A 21,299-nucleotide genomic window follows, 5' to 3' on the forward strand; every position below is an offset into this window, starting at 1 on the left:
GGGGTAGGAGCAGCCTTGCGCTGCGAAGAGGCCGGTGGCAACACCGTGGATCTTCGCTGCGGGTACGGGCCTCTTCGCAGCACAAGGCTGCTCCTACCTCAATCGCGCCTGCCGCTAGTACGCAGCGTCCAGTGCAATCTCCACCCCTTCAAATTCCGCCATCGCATCCCGCATCGCTTCGCCAAAATACGCCCACGAAGCCCGGTCAAACAGCAGCTGCAAGGCCGGCACCGCTTCACGCCCGACATTCACCACGATCACATTGATCCGCGCCGCCGATGTCTGCGCCACGGCCCCGACCGGGAACGCCTGGGCACGCAGGTCAACCCCGCATAGCTTGGCCATCACCGCGCTGTAATGCTGCCCCGACAGCTGCAGCCAGGCGTGGCTGTCCTGGCGGGGCAGCAAGTAGTTGCGCTGGGCGTCCTGTACCCAGTCGGCCTCTTCGGCGGCAATCCGCGCCCCTTGGTCGGCGAAACTGCCCAGCAGCAGGTATTCGGTGGCCGACAGCCGCGCCACCCAGCTACCGTCGTCCTGGCGCAGCGCCTGGTTGGGCTGTGGCGGCAAACGATAGCCGCGTGCTTGCAGGTAGGCCGCGGTGTCGGCGCCACGAAAACCCACCCGCGCCAGGTCGGTCAGGTCGGTCAGCGCGCAGGTCAGCAGTGGCTCGGCCTGTGGCTGGGGAGAGAAGCACTGTTCTGTCTTCAGGCTAGTCATGGCTCACAGCTCCTGGCGCAGGTTGTCGGGATCATGGAAGGGCAGTTGCACCACCTTGGCATTGACCATCACACCGCCCTCCACGCGGATCGGGATGTGCATGCCGGGGGTGGCCTGGTGGGCGCCGGCGTAAGCCAGGCCGATGATCTGCCCCAGGGTTTGCGAGTACTCGCACGAGGTGACGTTGCCGCTGATGTCCGGGCCGTCCAGTACCAGGTGGCCTTCCAGTGGCTGCGGGCTGCCCTTGGGCAGCGTGAACCCAACCAGCTTGCGCTTGAGCGGCTGCGCTTCGAGGATCTCGATCGAGCGCTTGCCGACGAAGAACGGTTTCTTGCGGCCGATAGCCCACTGCATGTCGATTTCGGCGGGGTGGGTCATGCCATCGGTGTCCTGGCTGATGATCACATGGCCTTTTTCCAGCCGCAGCAGGCGCTGGGTCTCGACACCGAACGGGCGAATGCCCAGCCCGGCGCCTGCTTGCATCAAGGCGTCCCACAGGCGTTCGGCATGGCGCGCCGGCACATGGATTTCATAGCCCAGTTCGCCGACGAAACCGACCCGCAGGATGCGCGCCGATATACCCGCCACCTTGCCCAGGCGTACGCCCAGGTAAGGGAAGGCCGCGGCCGACAGTTCCACGCCTTCGCACACCTTGGCCAGCACTTGGCGCGACAAGGGGCCGGCCAGGTTGACGGCGGCCAGGGCGGCGGTGACGTTGGTGATGTCGACGTCCAGGCGCCACTGCGCGTTCCACTTGAGCATCTGCTGGTAGATACGGTCGACGCCACTGGTGGTGGCGCTGACATAGAAGTGCTGCTCGGCCAGGCGTGCGCAGACGCCGTCATCAATCACCACGCCGTGCTCGTTAGTCATCAGTGCATAGCGGGTGCGGCCGATCGCCAGTTTGGCGAAGCCGAAGGTGTACAGGCGCTCGAGCAGCTCGGCCGCGTCCGGGCCGCGCACGTCGAGGCCGCCGAGGGTGGAGACGTCGATCAGCCCGACCTTCTCGCGCACATGCCGCGCTTCTTCCTGCATGCAGCGTTCGCGGTCCTCGGGCTTGCCGTAGTAGGCCGGGCGCTGCCAGATACCGGCAGGCATCATTTTCGCGCCTGCTTGCAGGTGGCGGCGGTGTATCGGTGTCTGCCGGTACGGGTCGAAAGCGCGGCCGGCGACATGCGCCAGCTTTTCCGCCTGGAACGGGGGGCGCGCCGTGCTCACGCCGGTTTCGCTGATGCTGCGGCCCGTGGCCTGGGCCACCAAGCGCGCGGTGGGCAGTGCCGAGTGGCGCCCTTGGGACGGGCCCATGCCGACTGTGGAGAAGCGCTTGACCAGTTGCACATCGCGATAGCCGCTGCGGGTGGCGTTGACGATATCGCGCACCTGCAAGTCTTCGTCGAAGTCGACGAAGTCCTTGCCCTTGGGGTGCGGGAAGATCGGCCACGGATGATTGACCTTGGCCTCTGCGACGAAGCTTGCCTGCGCAGGGGCCTCCAGGCCAAGCGCCGCCAGGGCCTCGCTAGCTGCGCGGGTGGCGTCCGTGAGCACATTGCTTAGCACATGCCGGCCGTTCACCGAGCCTGCGATATCCAGCCCCGCCGGTAGGTTGCTGAGGGTGAACTCGTCGCGGTTGACGTCATAGGCCAGCTTTCCGCCAGCCTGGCACAGCAGTTGGTACACCGGCATGTAGCCGGCCGACATGCACAGCAGGTCGCAAGCCAGGCGCAGGCCATAGTCGCCGACCTTGCCCTGGCCGGTGATCGGGCGGATATCGACGCCAGTCACATGGCGCATGCCCTTGTCGTGCAGGGCTTCATAGACGGTGCTGCCCAGGTGCAGGGGAATGTCGCGGCGCTTGAGCTCGCTGGCCAGCGCGGCATCGGCGGGCGCGGCGCGCATGTCTACCAGGGCGGCAATGGCCACACCTTGCTCCTGCAGGTCGAGCGCGGCCAGGTAGCCGTCGTCGTGGCCCGTGAGGATCACCGCCCGTTGCCCCGGTTTGACCGCGTACAGCTTCATCAGCCGTTGCGCGGCGCTGGTCAGCATCACCCCGGGCAAGTCGTTGTTGCGAAACACTACTGGCTGGTCGAACGAACCCGCCGCCACCAGGCAGCGCGTGGCGCGTACCTTGTACAGGCGCTTGTGTTGAATCACCGGCAGGTAGTTGTCGGTGAACCAGCCGTTGCAGGTGGCCTCGAGCAGCACGTGGATATTCGGATGGCCCTCGACAGCCACCAGCAGCTCCTGGCGCAGGTTGGCAGCGCGGGTGCCGGCAATGTCGAAGCGGGCGTAGGTCAGCGAGCCTCCCAGCACCGGCTGTTGCTCGATCAACAGCACCTTGGCCCCGGCGTTGGCTGCGTCCAGCGCCGCGCGCAAACCGGCAGGGCCGCCGCCGATCACCGCCACATCGACGAACAGATAGGCCTTGTCGTAGTACTGGGGCTTGAAGCCGAGGTCCAGCACGCCGAGGCCGGCCTTCTTGCGGATCAGCGGCTCCCAGACCTTCCACATGCCCTTGGGCTTGTAAAACGAGCGGTAATAGAAGCCCACCGGCATGAACCGCGAAAACGTGCCCAGGTAGGCGTCACGGTCGTGTTCCAGGCTGCCGTTGAAGTTCTGCCCCTCGACCACCTGCCCATCACGCGCCGCCTCCATGTCGGCTAGCACGTTGGGTTCGTCGGGCAGTTGCACCAAGGTGTTGGCATCCTGCCCGGCCAGGCTCAGCGGGCCTCGCGGGCGGTGGTACTTGAACGAACGCGACAGCAACCAGCGGCCGTTGCCGAGCAGGGCACTGGCGATGCTGTCGCCGGCAAAGCCCTGGCAGGCCTGGCCATCGAAGTTGAAACGCAGGGGCCGCTCGCGGTCGATCAGCAGGCCCATGGGCGCGGGGAGGCGAGTGTGGCTGTTCATCCGGCGATCTCCGGGGTGGCGGCGGGGGTGAAGTCGACGCGGCGGTCGAACAGTGCTTTCGGGTCGAAGGTGCGCAGCACCTGGTCGCTGACGGTGTGGCGCTCAGCCAGGAACCAGTAGCTGGAGGCGTTGTGCAGCCACCACTCGGTTACTACCCCGGCCAGGTTGTCGCTGTTGAACACGTAGTCGGCCCATTCGGCATCGCTGCAGGCGGCCGGGTCGGGCATGTGCTTGAACTCGCCGCCGTAAGTGAATTCGCTGATGTTGCGCGGGCCGTTCAAGGGGCAGGTCAGGATCTTCATCGTGCGTTCCTTTTAGTGGCTGGCGGCGGTCGCGCCCATTTCGTTGACTTGCTGGAAGCGGCTGAAGCGCTCCAGGGCGAAGGGCGCGATCATCTCTGGCACCTTGCCGCCACTGGCGACCAGCTCGGCCATGGTCTTGCCGCAGATGGGCGTGGCCTTGAAGCCCCAGGTACCCCAGCCGGCGTCCAGGTAGTAGTTGTCGACCGGCGACAGGCCCATGATCGGGCTGTAGTCCGGCGTCATGTCGGTCATCCCGGCCCATTGGCGCATCAGCTTGGCGTTGGCCATGAACGGGAACATCTCGATGGCGTGGGCCAGCAGGCTTTCCTTCAAATCGAGGGTGGAGCGGGTGTTGTACAGCGGGTAGGGGTCGGAGCCGCCGCCGAAGACGATCTCGCCACGGCTGGTCTGCTGCACGTAGCAGTGCAGCGCCGACGAGCTGACCAGCGGATCGAGAAACGGCTTGAACGGCTGGGTGACCATGGCCTGCAGCGGGTAGGTGTGGATCGGCGCACGGATGCCGGCCTTGGCCATCAACAGCGAACTGGCCCCGGCCACGGCCTGCACCACGCAGCCGCACTGCACCGTGCCACGGTTGGTCTTCACCGCTTCGATGCGGCCATTGCGGATCAGCAGGTCCTGCACCTCGGTCAGTTGATGAATTTCGACCCCGCGCTTGGCGGCCTGCTTGGCGTAGCCCCAGGCCACCGCGTCGTGGCGTGCGGTGGCGCCGTCGATGTGCCACAGCCCGGCCAGCACCGGCAGGTGGCCGGGGTCGAGGTTCAGGCTCGGCACCAGTTCGCGGATCTGCTGGCGGTCGATCATCTCGGTGCGCCCGCCAAAGTGCTTGTTGACCTCGGCGCGCTGGCGGAAGGCGCGCACGGTGGCGTCGGTGTGCGCCAGGGTGAGCTGGCCGCGCTCGGAGTACATGATGTTGAAGTCGAACTCGTTGGACAGGTTCTGGAACATCCGCACCGATTCTGCGTAAAAGCGCACGCCTTCACTGGTGAGGTAGTTGGAGCGAATCACCGCCGTGTTGCGTGCGGTATTGCCGCCGCCCAGGTAGGCCTTTTCCAGCACCACGACGTTGGTGATGCCGTGGTACTTGGCCAGGTAGTAGGCGATGGCCAGGCCGTGGCCGCCGCCGCCGATGATCACTACGTCGTACCGCGGTTTGAGTTCGCAGGGTGGCGGCAGGTCGACCTCCACCGGGTAGTCGGCGCTCAGGCCGTATTTCAGCAGGGCGAAAGGCATGCGGTGCGCTCCTGTTGGGCGGCCTGTTGTTGCAGGTCGAGGGCGAGCAGGGTGTTTTTCATCAGGTAGGCGATGGTCATCGGGCCGACGCCACCGGGCACGGGGGTGATGCCGGCGACCAGGGGCAGGGCGGCGGCAAAATCGACGTCGCCGACCAGGCGGCTGCGGCCGTCTTCATCGATGCGATTGATGCCGACGTCGATCACCACTGCGCCGGGCTTGAGCCAGTCGGCGCCGATCAGGCGCGGCTTGCCGACCGCAGCAACGAGGATGTCGGCCTGGCGGCACAACGCCGGCAGGTCGTGGCTGCGCGAGTGCACCACGGTCACCGTGCAGTCGGCTTGCAGCAGCAGGGCGGCCATGGGTTTGCCGACAATGTTCGAACGGCCCACCACCACCGCATGCTTGCCGCGCAACTCACCGCAAGCATCGCGCAACAGGCGCATGCAGCCACTGGGGGTGCAGGGGGTGAGCACGTCGCGGCCCTGGGCCAGGCCGCCGACGTTCTCGCTGTGGAAGCCGTCCACGTCCTTGAGCGGGCTGATGGCTTGCAGCACGCAGTGCGCATCGATGTGTGCCGGCAAGGGCAGTTGCACGAGGATGCCGTTGACCGCGTTGTCACGGTTGAGCCGGTCGATCAGGGTGAGCAGGTGGGCTTGAGACGTGTCTGCCGGCAGGCGATGCTCCAGGGAGCGGATGCCCACTTCCTCGGCGCGCAGCACCTTGTTGCGCACATACACCTGGCTGGCGGCGTCGGCGCCTACCAGCACCACGGCCAAGCCTGGTTGCACACCGCCCTGGCGCAGGGTGTGCACCTGCTCACGGACCTCGGCCAGCACCCGCGCCGCCGCTGCCTTACCGTCGATCAGCTTGACGCTGGGGAGGGCGTTCATTTGAAGATCACCGTGCGGTCGTGGTTGAGGAACACCCGGTGTTCCAGGTGGTACTTCACCGCACGCGACAGGGCGATGGTCTCGGTGTCACGGCCGATGGCTACCAGGTTGTCGGGGGCGTAGGCGTGGTCCACGCGCTGCACTTCCTGCTCGATGATCGGCCCTTCGTCGAGGTCGCTGGTGACGTAGTGCGCGGTGGCGCCGATCAGCTTGACCCCGCGTTGGTAAGCCTGGTGGTAAGGCTTGGCCCCCTTGAAACCGGGCAGGAACGAATGGTGAATATTGATCGCCCGGCCCGACAGTTGCCGGCACAGGTCGTCGGAGAGGATTTGCATGTAGCGCGCCAGCACCACCAGCTCGGTGCCGGTGTCCTCGACGATGCGCATCAGCGCGGCCTCCTGCTCGGCCTTGGTTTCTTTGCTTACCGGCAGGTAGACGAAACGGATGCCCTGGCGTTCGGCCATGGGGCGCAGGTCCAGGTGGTTGGAAACCACGGCAGTGATGTGCATGTCCAGTTCGCCCTTGGCGTGGCGGTAGAGCAGGTCGGACAGGCAGTGGTCGAACTTGCTGACCATCAGCAACACACGCATCGGCCGGGCGCTGCTGTGCAGGCTCCATTGCATGTCGAAGCGCTGGGCGACGTCGGCAAAGCCCGCTTCCAGTTGCGGCGTATCACCGCTGACACCGGTGTTGTAGCGGAACACCGCGCGCATGAAGAAGCGGCCATTGTCCTCGTCGTCGAACTGCGCCATCTCGCTGATGTAGCAACCTTGCTCGGCCAGGTAGGTGGTCACCGCGGCGACGATGCCGGACACGGCCGGGCAACTGACGCGCAGGATGAAATGATCGGGAGCGGGATGCATGTCGGGGCCTCGTGGTGGAGTGGGGCAGGTCGGGCACAAGGGCAAAGGGATTCGCGGGATGGCGAAGAATGTTTCGTGGTAGGAATATAAATTTCCTTTAGGCGATTTATAGGCGAAGTGATGGGTTCGGGTCTAGCGCTTTGTGAAATTTTTTTGCCTGACAGGAAATAAATTGGGTTTTGAGGCACTGGGGGTTGATGGCGAAGAAGGCTATGCTTGCCCCATGAGCACACCACCCAACCTTCGCCAACCGTGCCCCCCTGGCGCCTGTAACTGCGGCCGCGAGCACCTGGCCGAGCAGCCGTCAGCGGCGCAGCGCATCCTCCTGCTCACGCGGCAGGAGGAGAAGCGCCTACTCGAGCGGTTGGAGAACCTCAAAGACCTGGAAGACCTGCAGCGCCTGCAACAGCGGATGTATGAAAACCTTGGCATCCGTGTGCACATTGCCCCGGGGTTCAACGAGGTGCGGACCATGCGCGGGATCGTCATCGAGCTGGATGAACAACCGGGGCTTTGTCGCAAGACCCGGCAGTTGATACCGGCGGCGATTCGGCGGGGGTTGGAGCGTAATCCGCAGGTGGCTTATCGGTTGCTGGATGACCATGACTTGCTGCGGGGGGCGTGAGGGGATGGGTTACAGGGCATGTCTTTATTGCTTTGGCGCTCGATCTCCCAGGCGCAGCAAAAACAACGCCATGCCCCCTATCAATCACCCCCTAATTTTCCCGCACCGCCTTACGTCTACTTGAGAACCGTCCTACGCCAAGCGCGTACCGGCACCTATCACTCAAGGAGACAGGCAATGACTTCCGTATTCGACCGCGACGATATCCAGTTCCAGGTAGTGGTCAACCACGAAGAGCAGTACTCGATCTGGCCCGACTACAAGGCAATCCCCAATGGCTGGCGAGCAGTAGGCAAGAGCGGCCTGAAAAAAGACTGCCTGGCCTACATCGACGAGGTCTGGACCGACATGCGCCCGCTGAGCCTGCGCCAGAAGATGGCCGAAGCCGCAGCGCAGTGACCTCACTGAACCTGCTGTGCCTGCCGTATTCCGGGGCCAGCGCCATGGTTTACAGCCGCTGGCGGCGCAAGCTGCCGGCCTGGCTGCAGGTGCGGCCGGTGGAACTGCCTGGGCGCGGTGCGCGCATGGGCGAACCACTGCAGACCGACATGCAGGCGCTCGCCCGGCAATTGGCGGCCGAGCAACGCCTGGCCGCCAGCGCGCCGTATGCCTTGCTCGGTCATAGCCTGGGCGCGCTGCTGGCCTTCGAGCTGGCCCATGAGCTACAGGCGCTGGGGTGTACGCCGCCGTTGGCGTTGTTCGCCTGCGGCACCGCCGCCCCCACCCGGCGCGAAGACTACGATGGTAAGAATTGGCGCGACCCAAAGAGCGACGACGAGCTGATCAGCGAATTGCGCGAACTCAACGGTACGCCAGAGGAAGTGCTGGGCAATGCCGAGTTGATGAGCCTGACCTTGCCGATCCTGCGCGCCGACTTTTTGCTGTGCGGCCGCTATGCCTATCGTCAGCGGCCAGCGTTGCAATGCCCGCTGCACGTGCTGGGCGGCGAAGACGACCGGGCGAGCGAGGAGCAACTGCTGGCCTGGCGCAAGGAAACCCTGGGCGACTTTTCGTTGGAAATATTCCCCGGCAGCCACTTCTTCATCCACGAACACGAAGACCGTGTGCTCGGCGTGCTGGCCGCGTCGCTTGAGCCGCATCGGCTTTCGGCCTGATTGACGTCACCGCTTGCCTGGGGGAGGCTAGGCCTTTTCCCAGGCAAGGGGCAGACAATGCTGATCGATCCACACAAGGCCACGCTGCTGGTCGTCGATATCCAGGAAAAACTCATCGGCGCCATGAGCGACCCCGAAGGCACTCGGGCGCGAGCGCGCTGGTTGCTGGCGGCGACTGCGGAGCTGGAACTGCCGACGGTCATTTCCGAACAGTACCCCAAAGGGCTTGGCCCTACCTTGGCGGAACTGACCGCTGCAGCGCCTGCTGCCCAGGTAGTGGAAAAAAGCCATTTCTCCTGTGTGGCCGCCGAGTGCCTGCCGGCCAGTTTGATGGCGCGTGAGCAGGTGATCGTCTGCGGTATGGAGACCCACGTCTGTGTGCTGCAAACCGTGCTCGGCCTGCTGGCGTTGGGCAAGCAGGTGTTCGTGGTCGAGGATGCCTGTGACAGCCGCACCGCAGCCAGCAAGGCCGCGGGCCTGGCGCGCATGCGCGCAGCCGGGGCGCACATCGTCACCCGTGAGATGGTGCTGTTCGAACTGATGGGCAGTGCCAGCCACCCGCAGTTCCGCCATATCAGCAAGACCTACCTGGTCGGTGAGCAGCCCTGAACGCGCGGTTACTGGCGACGGCCCTGATGGCCCTGGCGCTGCTGCAAGGCTGCGCGGGGCGTCGTGAAGAAGAGCCTGAAGCGGACCCGGCCAAGGTGCGCGCCCAACTGATGCGCTTATTACCCGCGTAAGCCAAAGACCGTGCAGGCTGGGCCAAGGACATTCAACAGGCCTTCGAAGCCCAGCGCATTGCGCCTAGCAAAAGCAACCTGTGCGCGGTACTGGCAGTGACCGAGCAGGAGTCGACCTTCAACGCCGACCCACAGGTGCCCAACCTCGGGCGCATCGCCCGCGACGAAATTGACCGCCGCGCCGCGCGCCTGCACATTCCCCGCCTGCTGGTGGATGGCGCGCTGAAGACGCCTTCCGGCAACGGCCAGAGCTACCAGCAGCGGCTGCTGGCCGTGCGCAGCGAGAAGCAACTGAGTGCGCTGTACGACGAAGTCATCGCCCGCCTGCCACTGGGCAAGACCTTGCTGGGTGGTCTAAACCCGGTGCACACCGGCGGGCCGATGCAGGTCAGCATCGACTTTGCCGAAAAGCACGCCAAGGACTACCCCTACAGCTATGACGGCACGATCCGCCAGGAAGTGTTCAGCCGCCGTGGCGGCCTGTATTTCGGCATCGCCCACCTGCTAGGCTACTCGGCGCATTACGATCGTCAGTTGTACCGCTTCGCTGATTTCAATGCAGGCTGGTACGCCAGCCGCAATGCGGCGTTCCAGGCGGCGCTGAGCAAGGTGACGGGCGCCAGCCTGGCGCTGGATGGCGACCTGATTGCCCCGGGCGCGATCATGCCCGGTACCACCGAGCTGGCGGCGCGCAAATTGGGGGTGAAGCTGGGTTTGCGCAACCCGCAGGTTCGCAGCCAGTTGGAGTCGGGTGACAGCCTGGCCTTTGAAGACAGCAAGCTGTACAGCGGTGTGTTCGAGCTAGCGGATGCGGCGGCAGTTAAACCGGTGGCGCGTGCGGTTTTGCCGGGGATCGAGCTGAAGAGCCCGAAGATTACCCGCAAGCTCACCACCGCGTGGTTTGCGGGCAGGGTGGATGAGCGGTATCAGCGGTGCATGAAGCGCTGAATGTCGATGACCTGTACCGGCCTCTTCCCGGCCAGGCCAGTCACCGACGGAGACCTGTGGGAGCGGGTTTACCCGCGAAGAGGCCAGTACAGGCGGCATCAGCTTTCGCTCAAGGCGCCAACCACTTGGTCAACACTGGCCTTCAACCCGGCCACCGCATCATCGGCATCACTGTCCACCACCACCAGCCGGGCCCCTGCAGCCTTGATCACCTCAGCCACCGCCGGCTCCGGCTGGCGATGGTCCAGCACCAATGCCACGTCCTGACTTTTCAGGTTTTCCCCCAGCGCCTTGAGCGCCGCGGCATCCCACTTGCCCTCGGCCGGCAGCGCCTGCTCCACCACATCCAGGTTCAACCCGCTGGCCAGGTAGCCCAAGCGCTCGGACAGGCTGACCACGGTCAAGTTGTCTACCTCGGCCAGCTGGGTCTGGCTGCTGGCCGTCAGCTCCAGCAGCTTGCGCTTGAGGCCGGCCAAGTTGCCTTGGATCTTCGCCTTGTCGGCCGGCGACAACCGTTCCAGGTCATTGGCCACCACATCGGCCATGCGCCCAAGGTTGGTCGGGTTCAGCCACGGGTAGGCGCCGTAGGCGTCGTCGCCGGTCACCGCAATCCCTGGCAAGGCGCCATCCACCGGGCGCGCTGCATCAATTTCGACGATGCGGATATTGCTGCGCCGGGCCATCGGGTAGAGCGGGTCGTCACGCCAGATCGAGCGCACCCCGATGACTGCGTCGGCCTGTTGCGCGGCGTTTGCAAGGCTTTCGCCGCCGCGGCTGCTGAAGTACGAAGGTTGGCGGCTGGCCGGCAGGTTGGCAGGCGCTGCGCGCTTGAGCTGCACCGACGTGCCGTCGAGCAGGGCGGTGGCCAGGCTGTGAGTCACCGGCAAGGTGGTGAGCACTTGCGTGGCAAAAGAGAGCGAAGGCAGGCCCGCCAGGGTCAGTGCCAAGGTCAGCTGTTTCAGGTTCATGCCGGGTTTCCTTGCAGGCGTGGAACGAGCGCGCGGGCCAGCGCGGCCAGTGCGAAGCAGATGCCGGCGACCAGGATGATCGCAGCGCCGGAAGGTACCGGCAGGTCGCAAACGATCGGCAACAAGATGCCGAGCAGGGTGCTCAGCGTGGCGATCAGCACCGAAATGAAGAAAAAGCCCTTGAGCGACTGGCTGACCAGGCGTGCCGCAGCCGCTGGAATCACCAGCAGCGCACCGACCAGAATCGCCCCGATCACCTTCACCGACGCCACCGTGACCAAGGTCACCAGCACCACGAACAGGTAGTCCAGGGTCTTCACCGCCACCCCGCGTACCGCCGCCAGTTGCGGGTTGAAACTGGCCAGCATGATGCGGTTGTACAGCGGCAAGGCCAGCGCCAGCACCAGCACCGCGACGATACCCAGCACCACCAGGTCCTGGGCGCTGACCGTCAGTACCGAGCCGAACAGCACGTTCTCGAGGATGTGCACGTTGATCTTGCCCGCCAGCATTAGCAGCAGGCTTGCACCCAGGGCCAGGGACACCGACAGGAACACGCCGATTAGCGTATCCGGCGACAACCCGGTGCGGTTACGCAGGAAGTTGAGCAGGATGCCGAACAGCAGGCAGTAACCGAACAGGCTGCCGTAAGGGCCAGTATACGGCTCGCCCAGCAGGATGCCGATGGCAACCCCCGTGAGCGCGGCATGGCCGACAGCCTCGGAGAAGAAGGCAAAGCGCTTGACCACCACCAGGGTGCCCAAGCCGCCCAGCACCGGGCCGATCATCAGGCCGGCCAACAGGGCATTGACCACGAACCCGTAGGCCAGCGCCTCGGGCAGGTAGCCGGTGTTGGCCCATTCCTGGACCAGTTGGCGAAATGCTTCAAAACTCATGAGGCAAGGCTCTCGCTGCGCGGGTGAACGGAGAACAGGCCAAGCAGGCGCTCTGGGGTCAGGGCCTGTGCGGGTGGGGCGTCGAACAGCACCTGGCGGCTCAGGCCGGTGACCCGGTCGGCCAGGCGCAGCACGGCCTCCAGGTCGTGCTCGATCCACAACACAGTGGTGCCAGCCTGGCGCCAGCCGTGCAGCAGCTGCTCGAACACCTGAATGCCCGCTTCGTCGAGGGCCGACATGGGTTCATCCAGCACCAGCAGTTGCGGCTCGGGAATCAGGCCTTGTGCCAGCAGCACGCGTTGGCGTTCACCGCCGGACAGCGCGCCCATGCGCCGTTTGCGCTTGTCGAGCATGCCGACCCGGGCCAACGCGGCATCGATGGCCGGTTGCACGCGGCGTGACAGGCCGAGGAAGGCGGGCCGGCGCTGGCACATGGCGGCCATGAAGTCGTCCACGGTCATCGGCAGGCCACGGTCGAACTCCAGCGCCTGGGGCACGTAGCCGATCACTTCGTGGGGGCTCGGCCAGTGCAAGGTCAGTTGGCCCTGGTGCGGCATCTGCCCGAGCAGGGTCTTGATCAGCGAGCTCTTGCCGCCGCCGTTGGGGCCGACGATCGCATGCACGCTGCCGGCCGCCACGCTGAAGCTGACCTTTTCGAGAATGCGCGTGCGGCCCAAGGTCAGGTCGATGCCGGCAAACTCGATGCGCGGCCCATTGGCCGCGGCGAGGTGGGCGGCGGCGGTCATGCGCGGTTCTCCTGGATGGCGCGGACCACGGTGTCGAGGTTGCGCTTCATCTCCACTTCGTACTTTTCCTTGGTGTAGTCACCGTAGGAAATATGCGTCAGCGGGTACAGGCGCACGCCCGATTCGCGCTGAATGGTCTCGACGTAGGCGGACGGGAAGTCCATCTCCGAGAAGATCACCTTCACGTCCAGCGCCTTGAGCTGGTCGATGGTCTTTTTCAGCTGGGCCGGGCTGGGCTCGATGCCGTGCGCCGGTTCGACCACTGCAGTGACCTCCAGGCCAAAGTCACGCACCAGGTAGTCGTAGGCCGCATGGATGGTCGCCACGCGGAAGGTCGCGCTGGGCGCTTCGGTGACCTTGGCCAGGGCCTCGGCGCGCAGGGCGCGCAGGCGTTTGGCATAGGCGCGGGCATTTTGCGTGTAGAACTTGGCGTTGTCTGGGTCGAGCTTGCCCAGTTCGCGGGCAATGTTGTTGACCTGGGCGATGGTGGTGCTGATCGACAGGAAAGTGTGCGGGTTGACCACCTTGCCGGCGCCGCGCGCGGCGATGCCGGTGGCCGCCAGCAACGGCACATTCTGGTTGGCCTCGATGGTGGCGATGCCGGGTTTTTCGCTGGCCGCGATCATGCGGTCGGCGAAGTCGTCATGGCCCACACCGTTGAGCACCACCACGTCCAGCGTGCCGATGCGTTTGATGTCCTCCGCGCGCGGCTCGTAGGCATGGGGGTTGAAGCCCGCCGGAATCAGCGGCACCACTTCGGCCTTGTCACCGACAATGTTGCTGACGTAGCTGTAGTACGGGTGCAGGGTAATGCCGATGCGCAGTGGCTTGCCGTTATCGGCCAGGGCCAGTGCCGGCAGGGCAAGGGCCAGGAGCAGGGCGAGGGCGGAGCGGAGCATGGGGGAGTCCTTGGGTTCAGTGACGGTGTTCGCGGGTGACCCCGGCGTCGTAGTGGCTGACCACCTGTTGCCAGCCGGCGGCGATCAGGGCGGCGTGGCCCAGGTCGTCCGGCGTAACGGCGGCGCTGTCGCGGCGTAGCCACACATCCGGCTGGCCAGTGCTGTCGTCAGGCAGAATCAGCAGCAGGCTGCCGGCCACCTGAGGGGCCTGGCTGCGGCCCAGGTAGGCGCCAGTTGCCAGCCACGACCACTGGTGGCCACCGCGGCTCTGGCTGCCCGCATCGACCACAAAAGGTGGCAAGCCGTCGTCGGCCAGGGCTTGCACGCTGGGCACGGCGGCGGTTTCCTCGCGCAGCAACTGGATCTCGTCGAAGGCCACGCGCAGGTCGGTGTACAGGCCTTGCTCGGCGGGCGTCAGGTCGCGGCGGGCGTCGATCTGGTGGATGGCGATGGTCTGTTCGTCCTCGCGTTCGCCACGCAGCATCACCACCGTGGCGGCAAGCACCATGATCAGCAGGCTGACCAGCAGCACGTACAGGGTTTCGTGGCCGGCACCGGCCGGGCGGACTACCTGGGCGCGGTTCATGGCTGGGCTATTCATGGCCGGGCTGTTCATGGTTGGGCAATGTCGGCGTAGTCGACTTCGACGACATGCCCAGGGCCTGCATCGAACAGTACGTAGAACTCACCGTCGGGGCGTTTGAAGGTGAGGGTCGAGTCGTCGCCGAGCTTGCCGCCGACCAGCACCTGCTCGTCATAGCCGATCACATCCAGGGTCACCCCAGGGGCGCCGCTGCCATCCGAGAAACCGCCGGTGCATTTGACCTGGCCGCTGGCCACTTCTTCGCATTCGCACATCGGGTTGTGGGCCAGGGCAGGGCCGGCGGCCAGTACCAGCAAGGGCAGGGCGAGCTTACGCATCAGGTGTTTCATTTCTTGCCTCCTTGTTTCTCGAGCCAGGCCACGGTGGCGGGCGATGCCTTGGCCAGGGGGACCGAAGCCTGGTGCATGCTGCCGTCCCAGCCTTCGAGGGTGATCCAGATCTGTGCATCAGGCTGGGTGCGCGGCGGTATCAGCAGGTTGGTGCCCATGCGGTACGGAGCGCCGAAGAAAATGGTGCCAGCAGCGCGCAGGCTGCGCGGTTTGCCGATGCGCAGGTAGACGGCCTTGACGTCATTGATGCAGGCCTTGCACAGCGAGGCGCTGAACGACTTGAAATGGCCGGCCGGGCCGTCGGCGCGTGGTGCCTCGTCGCGCAGTTCGGCCAAGTTCAGGCTGTAGGGGCCGACCTGGATGTCGCTGATCACGTTCGCCCCCAGCCCGGCGTCGCCACGGAACAGCCTGGCGTTTTCGAAGTACTTGGGCATGAAACCCAGCGGGATGAGGATCAGCAGGATGTTCAGGTGGAAGCGCCATTTCAGCCACCACTGCTTGAGCGGGCTGGCGGGCAGGGTCTTGGCCTGGCTCATGGGCGGATCTCCACGGTGGTTTCACGGCTGGCCGCGCGTGGCGCACGCTCGCTGCGCTTGAGGGCGGCGGCGGTCGCCTGGGCGGTGCGTTTGGTCCAGATCAACAGGCCGCTGAACACCATCAGGGTGAGCACCAGGCCAAAGAAGAACCAGATCAGCTTGATCGCCAGGCCGCCAAAGTCGCCGGTGTGCAGGGGGCGCATGGACTCGGTGACAAACTCCAGGGCAGAGCGGTCGCTGATCAGGAACTGGCTGTCGACGTTGCTGGTGTAGGGGTTGACGGCGGCCGACTGGAACATCAGCGGGTACCAGCCGCGGCCACCCAGGGTGACATGGCTGTAGGCAGTAGCCGGCAGTGAAACGGAGCTGATCTCCAGGCCCGGGATCGCCAAGCCGGCGATGCGCGCCGCTTCATCCACATCGATGCGCGGTGCCTGGCTGCCATCGGCTGTCTGCGGCACATCCTCACGGGCGATGACCGGTACGATAGGTCGGCTGGAGATGCTGATGTTGTTGTCGAACAAAATCGCTTGGATCAGGAACCAGGTCCCGGTGATGGAAATGACCGCGATGAACCAGATCGACCAAACCCCGGCCAGCCGGTGCAGGTCACCCCAGAAGATGCGCGAGCCATGGCCGGTGCGAACGGGCTTGAAGAAGCCCTTCCAGAATTTCTTGTAGACCACCAGGCCTGTGACCAGCGAGGCCAGCATCGGCAGGCCGAGTATCGAGACCAGGTACCAACCCCAGCTGAAGCCATTGGTGAAGGGCACCAGCCACCAGCCATGCAAGGCGCGGGTGAAGCCTTCGAAGTTGAAGTCCGGGCTCTTGCCCTGGATGGCCCCGGTGTACGGGTTGACGTAGAGCGTTGGGCTGGTGCCGTCGGGGAAGGTCACATCGGCGGTCAAGGCGAAGTGCGAGCCATCCGGCTGCCTCAGCGACTCCACGGCCATGTCCGGCTCGGCCTTGTGCAGGGCATCGAGCACCTGCTGGTAACTCAGGCGTTCGGCATCGCCGTCAGGCTTGCTGGCGCGCACGTCCGGGTTGGCCAGCCAGACAATCTCCTGGCTGACCACGGCGAGCATGCCGGTAAAGCAGACGATCAGCACGAAGAACCAGATCGGGAGGGCGAGCCAGCTGTGGACCAGGAACCACAACTTGGATTTGGATTTTTTCGGGGATTTGGCCATCTGATCGTCTTCTGAAATGTGTAGTCGAGCTTATGCCCAACCAAGAGGGCTGCACTTATAAAGACGAATGAGAATGGAAATCCTGCCGTTTTAAATGCAAGCAAATGTTTCAGAAAGCACAAGCCGGCCTTCGCGCAGGGCGACAGGCCGGCGAGTAAGGGCGGGAATCAGGCGCTGGTCAGGGCGACAGCCGGTTGCGAACGGCCATTGAGGCGCGACAGGTCCTGGTACAGCGCCTGGCCGATCTCGGCGGCGCGGGCGGGCAGCACCGAGAGCAAGGTGTCGCTCAGGCCGTGGCTGTTCTCGCAGAAACCTTGCAAGTAAACCGACGCCTGCAGGTCTGGGCTGGCCAGTACCCGGTAGTTGCGGTCGACGCTGAAGTCGTCCAGGTAACCCGCCAGTGGTGCCAGCAGGTCGCGGTGCGAGCGGCGCTCGTAGCCGGTAGCCAGGATCACCGCATCGTAGCGGTGGGTCTGGTGCTGGCCAGTGGCGAGGTCGCGCAGGGTCAGTTCCAGGCCTTCGCGGGTGGCCACCACCGCTTCCACCTGGCGCCGGCACAGCACGTTGTGGCGGAACTGGTGGGCGACCTTCTGGCGGTAGAGGATGCCGTAGATGCGTTCGATCAGGTTCAGGTCGACCACCGAGTAGTTGGTGTTGTGGTACTCGCCCAGCAGCTTGCTGCGTTGGTCGGCCGGCTCGTTGTAGACCAGGTCGGTATAGCCTGGGGAGAAGATCTCGTTGACGAACGGGCTGTCGTCGGCCGGCTTGAGTGCCGAGCCGCGCAGGATCATGTCGACCTTGACCGACGGGTAGCTGTCGTTGAGGTCGATGAAGGCCTCGGCGGCGCTCTGGCCAGAGCCGATCACCGCGATGCGCATCGGCTTGCCTTCAGTGCACGGCAGTTTGTTCAGGCTGCTGAGGTACTGGGAGTGGTGGAAGACGCGCGGGTCATCTTTGAAGGCGCCGAACTTTTCCGGAATTTTCGGCGTGCCGCCGCTGCCGACCACTACCGAGCGCGTGCGGCGGCTGTATTCGCGGCCTTGCAGGTCGCGCGAGACCAAGCGCAGGTGCTCGACCCGGCCGGCCGTCACTTCGGGCTCGATGCGCACCACTTCTTCGCCATACACCGCCTGGGTGGCGAAGTGCTCGGCGGCCCAGCGCAGGTAGTCGTTGTACTCCAGGCGGCAGGGATAGAAAGTGCCGAGGTTGATGAAGTCGGCCAGGCGCTGCTTCTGGTGCAGGTAATTGACGAAGCTGTAAGGGCTGGTCGGGTTGCGCAGCGAGACCAGGTCCTTGAGAAACGAAATCTGCAGCTCGCTCTGGGTCGCCAGTGTCTCGCCGTGCCAGCGGTAGTCTTTTTGCTTGTCGATGAACAGCGCGTCCAGGGCATGGCCCTGGGACTGAGCAAGCTCTTCCAGGGCGATGGCCAAGGCCAGGTTGGAAGGGCCGAAGCCCACGCCGATCAGATCTTTGATTGTTTCCTGCTGTGAGGACTGGCTCATGGCTGCGATTCCCTGAATGGTCGAATGTGGACGCCCGCCGGGGCTCCGGCTCCTGCGCAAGTACATGTGTTGGAACGAGCCACGTGAGGGGGAATTTACTGGTGGGGTTACAGGGTTTTGTCACCGCTGGCTAAAGAATTGCGTCCGGCGGCCGATAGGGGGGTCAAGGCAAGGACTCACCTGAAGGCAGGGAATCGGCATGACAGCAATATCTTTGAGTAACCTACACATCAATGGTGTTTCCGCCCAGGCGATGAGCGCTGCGGCGGCCGCCGAGCGCGAGCAGGCTAAGCAGGCCGCGCAGAGCGAAAAAGGCGGGCCATTGAGCATCAGTGGCGACACCTTGAAGGTGGGTGGCGGTGGCCAGGCGGAGTCGGCCCAGGGCAGCGAGAGCAGCGACGAGTCGGCGGCTGTACAGCAGCTGCGGCAGATGATCAAGGAGCTGCAAAAGCAGCTGGCTGAAGAACAGAAGCAGTTGGCCGCATTGATGGCGTCGAAGATGGAAGAGACTGCCAAAGCCGCAGCGGTGAGCGCCAAGCAGGCCAGCATCGCCACCCTGACTGGCCAAATCATGCAGGCGACCGCGCAACTGCTCGAAGCGCTGCAAGAGAGCGGTGGCAGCAGCGCGGGCGGGATGGTCAGCACCCAGGCCTAGGCCCTAACTGACTGGCATTAGGCCTAGGGCTGTTGTAGGAGCAGCCTTGCGCTGCGAAGAGGCCAGTGTAGGCCCCTCACATCTAGGACTTATGCACCGGCCTCTTCGCAGCACAAGGCTGCTCCTACACTGGCAGCCTCAGAAATCCCAGCGGGTCGTGACCATCAGGTTGCGTGGCTCGCCGTAGTAGGTGGTGTCGAAGTTGCCCAGCCCGGTCAGGTACACCTTGTCGAACACGTTGTTGGCATTGACCGTGAAGCTCAGGTGCTCGCTGTACTGGTAGCGGGTCATCAGGTCCACCAAGGTGTACCCCCCCTGCTTGATGCGCGTGTAGTCGCCAGCCGTCGGGCTGTAGATAGTGCCGTAGAACGCGCTCTGCCAACGTAGCCCACCACCGACGGTGACGCGGTCCAGCGCGCCGGGCAGCCGGTAGGTGTTGAACAGCCGCGCCACATGCTCAGGCTTGGTGGTCGCCAGCGGGAAGCCGAACAGGCGGTTGTCGTCGGCGTCGCGGGTACGGGCGTAGGTGTAGCCGGCGGTGATGTTCCAGCCTGGTGCCAGTTCACCGGCCAGCTCCAGTTCGACGCCCTGGGTCGTGGCGCCGTCGATCGCTTTGTAGATGCCCTCGTTGGTGACCGGGTTGGTGCCGACGGAGGAGGCGACGTTGTCTTGTTCGATCCGGAAAAACGCCAGGGTAGCGTTGAGCCGGCCATCGAAATAGGCCGCCTTCAGGCCCGCTTCATAACCATCGCCTTCCACCGGGTCGAGGGTGGCGCCATTGACGTCCTTGTACACCTGCGGCTGGTAGATCGAGGTGTAGCTGGCGTACACCGAGTAAGTATCGTCCAGGTCATAGACCACGCCGGCATAGGGGGTGACGACGCCGTGTTGCTTGTAGCTGGCGTGGGTGTCATCCAGGGACGAGGTCGGGTAGTAATCCTGATCGTCGTTGTATTTGAAGGTGCTGACTCGGGTGCCGAGGATCAGCGACAGGTTGTCAGTTGGCCTCAGGCGCGTGGCCACGTAAGCGCCGTTCTGGCTCTGGGTGGTGGTGTAGTCGCCGTTTTTCGGGAAGTCCTGTATCGCAATCTTGCCGTTCCAGTCGAAGATCGAGCCCGGTACCTGGGCGAAGGCACTGCCGTCGAAGGTGTCGCCGGTCTGGCGCGAATGCGAGGTCATGAAGCCTGCGACCAGGTCATTCTGGCGGCCGAACAGGGTGAAGGGCCCGGACACATTCAGGTCGGCGGTGTTCTGCACGCGGTGGCCTTCCCAGCGCCCCCAGTAGAAGAACATGTCTTCGCCGGTTGCGGGGTTGGGGTTGCCGCCGCTGGCTGAGGCCAGGCGGGTGTCATGGTCGCTGATCATGTGGTTGAGGCTGAGCTTGACCTTCCAGTCATTGGCCAGTGCCTGCTCCAGCGAGCCGAAGTAGGTGGTGGACTGGAAGTCGCGGCGGCTCCAGTCGGCACCTGGGTTGTGCGAACGCGAAAAGTCGGTGCGGCTGCCGTCGGCAAAGTAGGTCGGGTTGCCAGTCCAGGAAGAGCCACGTGGCGTGGTGGTCTGGTTGTCGATGCCGAAGGTCAGCAGGGTGTCGGGCGTCAGGTCGGCTTCGAGAATGCCGTAGTAGACGTCCTTCTTCTGTTTGTAGTGATCCAGGTAAGACTTGCGGTCCTGGTACGCGCCGACCAAGCGGCCGCGCACACTGCCGCTGGCGTTGAGCGGGCCGGCGATATCACCTTCGGTGCGGTAGTTGTCCCAGGAACCGGCGCTGGCGGTGATTGAGGCCTTGAAGTCGTGGGTGGGCTTCTTGCGGATCAAGTTGACCGTAGCGGAGGGGTCACCGGAGCCAGTCATCAGCCCGGTCGCGCCCTTGATGACCTCGACGCGGTCGTAGGCGGCCATGTCGACGTGGGTCGCACCTTCGTCATAGACACCGTCATAGATGGTGTTGACGCCATCGTACTGGTAGTTGGTGATGGCAAAGCCGCGTGCGGAGTATTCCATGCGCTCGCTGTCATACGCCTGCACCGAAACCCCGGGCGTATTGCGCAGCACTTCGCCGATGTCTTGCGAGCCGTGGTCGTCGATCGCCTGGCGGGTAATCACGCTGACGGACTGCGGTGTTTCGCGCAGGGTCAGCGGCAGCTTGGTGGCGGTGGTCGAACCGCCGGTGGTGTAGGCGCCAGTGCCCTCGGTGATGTTGCCCAGGCCCTGGCCGTCGATGCGGCTAGGGGCCAACTCCACCACGTCACCCTGTTGGTGGGTCTGCAGCAGCGAGTAGCGGCCGTCGCTTTCCTGTACGGCCTGCAGGCCGGTGCCGCTCAGTAGCATCTGCAGAGCCTGGTCCACCGGGTACTGGCCATTCAAGGCTGGGGAGCGTTTGCCGCGCGTCCATTGGGTGTCGAACGACAAGACGATGCCAGACGCTGCGGCAAACCGGGTCAGTGTCTCGCCTAGGTCGCCCTGCGGCAGGTGGTAGTCATGCGCTTGCGCGGCACAGGCTGCGCCTGGCCCACCGAGCAATGCAGTCAGCAACAGGCAGGTGCGCAGGTCTGGCGCGCTGAACGGCCTGAGAGTGAAGCGGCAGGTCATCGTCATTGTTCTCTGAAAGGT

General features: G+C 64.7%; 21 protein-coding genes and 1 pseudogene. 6 read left to right on the forward strand and 16 right to left on the reverse strand.

Annotated features, from left to right (window positions below; all coding sequences use genetic code 11):
* Positions 1-114: 114 nt before the first annotated feature.
* Genes MFF34_RS06145 through purU form a run of 6 tightly spaced genes read right to left on the reverse strand, consistent with a single transcriptional unit; the run spans position 115 to position 6,936 of the window.
* Positions 115-717 carry a sarcosine oxidase gene (locus MFF34_RS06145; protein ID WP_238211217.1) on the reverse strand — a complete coding sequence of 201 codons (603 nt, stop codon included), beginning with the start codon at positions 715-717 and terminating at the stop codon, positions 115-117.
* A 3-nt stretch (positions 718-720) separates the two neighbouring features.
* Complete coding sequence (locus MFF34_RS06150; RefSeq protein ID WP_238211219.1) at positions 721-3,624, reverse strand: 2Fe-2S iron-sulfur cluster-binding protein; 2,904 nt, start codon at positions 3,622-3,624, stop codon at positions 721-723.
* Positions 3,621-3,926, reverse strand: coding sequence for a sarcosine oxidase subunit delta (locus MFF34_RS06155; protein WP_238211221.1), 306 nt, complete (start codon positions 3,924-3,926; stop codon positions 3,621-3,623). Before MFF34_RS06155 ends, MFF34_RS06150 begins: the two co-directional genes overlap by 4 nt.
* 12 nt (positions 3,927-3,938) lie before the next feature.
* On the reverse strand, positions 3,939-5,180 hold the full coding sequence (locus MFF34_RS06160; protein WP_238211223.1) for an FAD-dependent oxidoreductase: 1,242 nt from the start codon (positions 5,178-5,180) through the stop codon (positions 3,939-3,941).
* Complete coding sequence (folD, locus tag MFF34_RS06165) at positions 5,162-6,073, reverse strand: bifunctional methylenetetrahydrofolate dehydrogenase/methenyltetrahydrofolate cyclohydrolase FolD (protein WP_238211226.1); 912 nt, start codon at positions 6,071-6,073, stop codon at positions 5,162-5,164. Before folD ends, MFF34_RS06160 begins: the two co-directional genes overlap by 19 nt.
* Positions 6,070-6,936, reverse strand: coding sequence for a formyltetrahydrofolate deformylase (gene purU / locus MFF34_RS06170; RefSeq protein ID WP_238211228.1), 867 nt, complete (start codon positions 6,934-6,936; stop codon positions 6,070-6,072). Before purU ends, folD begins: the two co-directional genes overlap by 4 nt.
* Positions 6,937-7,159: 223 nt before the next feature.
* On the opposite strand from purU, the gene MFF34_RS06175 reads away from it, so the two are divergent.
* The 5 genes and pseudogenes from MFF34_RS06175 to MFF34_RS06195 all read left to right on the forward strand — a co-directional run bounded on the left by MFF34_RS06175 (position 7,160) and on the right by MFF34_RS06195 (position 10,364).
* Positions 7,160-7,561: a hypothetical protein gene (locus tag MFF34_RS06175; protein ID WP_027596185.1), complete on the forward strand. Its 402-nt coding sequence runs from the start codon at positions 7,160-7,162 to the stop codon at positions 7,559-7,561.
* A 177-nt stretch (positions 7,562-7,738) separates the two neighbouring features.
* Entirely contained in the window at positions 7,739-7,960 is a 222-nt protein-coding gene (locus MFF34_RS06180; RefSeq protein ID WP_003256222.1) for an MbtH family protein, read from the forward strand.
* Complete coding sequence (locus tag MFF34_RS06185) at positions 7,957-8,676, forward strand: thioesterase II family protein (RefSeq protein ID WP_238211238.1); 720 nt, start codon at positions 7,957-7,959, stop codon at positions 8,674-8,676. Before MFF34_RS06180 ends, MFF34_RS06185 begins: the two co-directional genes overlap by 4 nt.
* Positions 8,677-8,733: 57 nt before the next feature.
* Positions 8,734-9,285: a hydrolase gene (locus tag MFF34_RS06190; RefSeq protein ID WP_238211240.1), complete on the forward strand. Its 552-nt coding sequence runs from the start codon at positions 8,734-8,736 to the stop codon at positions 9,283-9,285.
* Between the two features lie 26 nt (positions 9,286-9,311).
* Positions 9,312-10,364: pseudogene (locus MFF34_RS06195) on the forward strand (DUF1615 domain-containing protein).
* 98 nt (positions 10,365-10,462) lie between these two features.
* Here MFF34_RS06195 and MFF34_RS06200 read toward each other — a convergent pair.
* The 9 genes from MFF34_RS06200 to MFF34_RS06240 all read right to left on the reverse strand — a co-directional run bounded on the left by MFF34_RS06200 (position 10,463) and on the right by MFF34_RS06240 (position 18,034).
* The gene (locus MFF34_RS06200) at positions 10,463-11,332 is read right to left on the reverse strand and encodes a metal ABC transporter solute-binding protein, Zn/Mn family (protein ID WP_238211242.1); all 870 of its coding nucleotides are present in this window, start codon (positions 11,330-11,332) and stop codon (positions 10,463-10,465) included.
* Positions 11,329-12,228 carry a metal ABC transporter permease gene (locus MFF34_RS06205; protein WP_027596190.1) on the reverse strand — a complete coding sequence of 300 codons (900 nt, stop codon included), beginning with the start codon at positions 12,226-12,228 and terminating at the stop codon, positions 11,329-11,331. Before MFF34_RS06205 ends, MFF34_RS06200 begins: the two co-directional genes overlap by 4 nt.
* Positions 12,225-12,974, reverse strand: a complete 750-nt coding sequence (locus MFF34_RS06210) for a metal ABC transporter ATP-binding protein (protein ID WP_238211244.1) — start codon at positions 12,972-12,974, stop codon at positions 12,225-12,227. Before MFF34_RS06210 ends, MFF34_RS06205 begins: the two co-directional genes overlap by 4 nt.
* The gene (locus tag MFF34_RS06215) at positions 12,971-13,873 is read right to left on the reverse strand and encodes a metal ABC transporter substrate-binding protein (protein WP_238211246.1); all 903 of its coding nucleotides are present in this window, start codon (positions 13,871-13,873) and stop codon (positions 12,971-12,973) included. Before MFF34_RS06215 ends, MFF34_RS06210 begins: the two co-directional genes overlap by 4 nt.
* A gap of 16 nt (positions 13,874-13,889) precedes the next feature.
* On the reverse strand, positions 13,890-14,459 hold the full coding sequence (locus MFF34_RS06220) for a DUF6162 family protein (RefSeq protein ID WP_238211294.1): 570 nt from the start codon (positions 14,457-14,459) through the stop codon (positions 13,890-13,892).
* Positions 14,460-14,485: 26 nt separating this feature from the next.
* Positions 14,486-14,806, reverse strand: a complete 321-nt coding sequence (locus MFF34_RS06225; protein ID WP_027596194.1) for a hypothetical protein — start codon at positions 14,804-14,806, stop codon at positions 14,486-14,488.
* Positions 14,803-15,342, reverse strand: a complete 540-nt coding sequence (locus MFF34_RS06230; RefSeq protein WP_027596195.1) for a hypothetical protein — start codon at positions 15,340-15,342, stop codon at positions 14,803-14,805. The genes MFF34_RS06225 and MFF34_RS06230 overlap by 4 nt, the downstream gene beginning before the upstream one ends.
* Positions 15,339-16,532 carry a PepSY domain-containing protein gene (locus tag MFF34_RS06235; RefSeq protein ID WP_027596196.1) on the reverse strand — a complete coding sequence of 398 codons (1,194 nt, stop codon included), beginning with the start codon at positions 16,530-16,532 and terminating at the stop codon, positions 15,339-15,341. The genes MFF34_RS06230 and MFF34_RS06235 overlap by 4 nt, the downstream gene beginning before the upstream one ends.
* 167 nt (positions 16,533-16,699) lie before the next feature.
* On the reverse strand, positions 16,700-18,034 hold the full coding sequence (locus MFF34_RS06240; protein WP_238211250.1) for a lysine N(6)-hydroxylase/L-ornithine N(5)-oxygenase family protein: 1,335 nt from the start codon (positions 18,032-18,034) through the stop codon (positions 16,700-16,702).
* Positions 18,035-18,233: 199 nt separating this feature from the next.
* Between MFF34_RS06240 and MFF34_RS06245 the strand changes: the two genes are divergently transcribed.
* Positions 18,234-18,689: a hypothetical protein gene (locus MFF34_RS06245; RefSeq protein WP_027596198.1), complete on the forward strand. Its 456-nt coding sequence runs from the start codon at positions 18,234-18,236 to the stop codon at positions 18,687-18,689.
* 138 nt (positions 18,690-18,827) lie between these two features.
* Here MFF34_RS06245 and MFF34_RS06250 read toward each other — a convergent pair whose 3' ends face one another.
* Positions 18,828-21,278, reverse strand: a complete 2,451-nt coding sequence (locus MFF34_RS06250; RefSeq protein ID WP_238211251.1) for a TonB-dependent receptor — start codon at positions 21,276-21,278, stop codon at positions 18,828-18,830.
* Between the last annotated feature and the right edge of the window lie 21 nt (positions 21,279-21,299).

The sequence above is a fragment of the Pseudomonas sp. PAGU 2196 genome (assembly GCF_022179005.1).
GTDB lineage: Bacteria > Pseudomonadota > Gammaproteobacteria > Pseudomonadales > Pseudomonadaceae > Aquipseudomonas > Aquipseudomonas kermanshahensis.

Bases quoted from the DNA above. Each gene is read 5' to 3' on its own strand.
- MFF34_RS06215 (WP_238211246.1), bottom strand. From the start codon at position 13,873: ATGCTCCGCTCCGCCCTCGCCCTGCTCCTGGCCCTTGCCCTGCCGGCA.
- MFF34_RS06240 (WP_238211250.1), bottom strand. From the start codon at position 18,034: ATGAGCCAGTCCTCACAGCAGGAAACAATCAAAGATCTGATCGGCGTG.
- MFF34_RS06250 (WP_238211251.1), bottom strand. From the start codon at position 21,278: ATGACCTGCCGCTTCACTCTCAGGCCGTTCAGCGCGCCAGACCTGCGC.
- MFF34_RS06155 (WP_238211221.1), bottom strand. From the start codon at position 3,926: ATGAAGATCCTGACCTGCCCCTTGAACGGCCCGCGCAACATCAGCGAA.
- MFF34_RS06230 (WP_027596195.1), bottom strand. From the start codon at position 15,342: ATGAGCCAGGCCAAGACCCTGCCCGCCAGCCCGCTCAAGCAGTGGTGG.
- folD (WP_238211226.1), bottom strand. From the start codon at position 6,073: ATGAACGCCCTCCCCAGCGTCAAGCTGATCGACGGTAAGGCAGCGGCG.
- MFF34_RS06235 (WP_027596196.1), bottom strand. From the start codon at position 16,532: ATGGCCAAATCCCCGAAAAAATCCAAATCCAAGTTGTGGTTCCTGGTC.
- MFF34_RS06145 (WP_238211217.1), bottom strand. From the start codon at position 717: ATGACTAGCCTGAAGACAGAACAGTGCTTCTCTCCCCAGCCACAGGCC.
- MFF34_RS06180 (WP_003256222.1), top strand. From the start codon at position 7,739: ATGACTTCCGTATTCGACCGCGACGATATCCAGTTCCAGGTAGTGGTC.
- MFF34_RS06210 (WP_238211244.1), bottom strand. From the start codon at position 12,974: ATGACCGCCGCCGCCCACCTCGCCGCGGCCAATGGGCCGCGCATCGAG.
- MFF34_RS06245 (WP_027596198.1), top strand. From the start codon at position 18,234: ATGACAGCAATATCTTTGAGTAACCTACACATCAATGGTGTTTCCGCC.
- MFF34_RS06150 (WP_238211219.1), bottom strand. From the start codon at position 3,624: ATGAACAGCCACACTCGCCTCCCCGCGCCCATGGGCCTGCTGATCGAC.
- MFF34_RS06200 (WP_238211242.1), bottom strand. From the start codon at position 11,332: ATGAACCTGAAACAGCTGACCTTGGCACTGACCCTGGCGGGCCTGCCT.
- MFF34_RS06225 (WP_027596194.1), bottom strand. From the start codon at position 14,806: ATGAAACACCTGATGCGTAAGCTCGCCCTGCCCTTGCTGGTACTGGCC.
- MFF34_RS06190 (WP_238211240.1), top strand. From the start codon at position 8,734: ATGCTGATCGATCCACACAAGGCCACGCTGCTGGTCGTCGATATCCAG.
- MFF34_RS06160 (WP_238211223.1), bottom strand. From the start codon at position 5,180: ATGCCTTTCGCCCTGCTGAAATACGGCCTGAGCGCCGACTACCCGGTG.
- purU (WP_238211228.1), bottom strand. From the start codon at position 6,936: ATGCATCCCGCTCCCGATCATTTCATCCTGCGCGTCAGTTGCCCGGCC.
- MFF34_RS06205 (WP_027596190.1), bottom strand. From the start codon at position 12,228: ATGAGTTTTGAAGCATTTCGCCAACTGGTCCAGGAATGGGCCAACACC.
- MFF34_RS06175 (WP_027596185.1), top strand. From the start codon at position 7,160: ATGAGCACACCACCCAACCTTCGCCAACCGTGCCCCCCTGGCGCCTGT.
- MFF34_RS06220 (WP_238211294.1), bottom strand. From the start codon at position 14,459: ATGAACCGCGCCCAGGTAGTCCGCCCGGCCGGTGCCGGCCACGAAACC.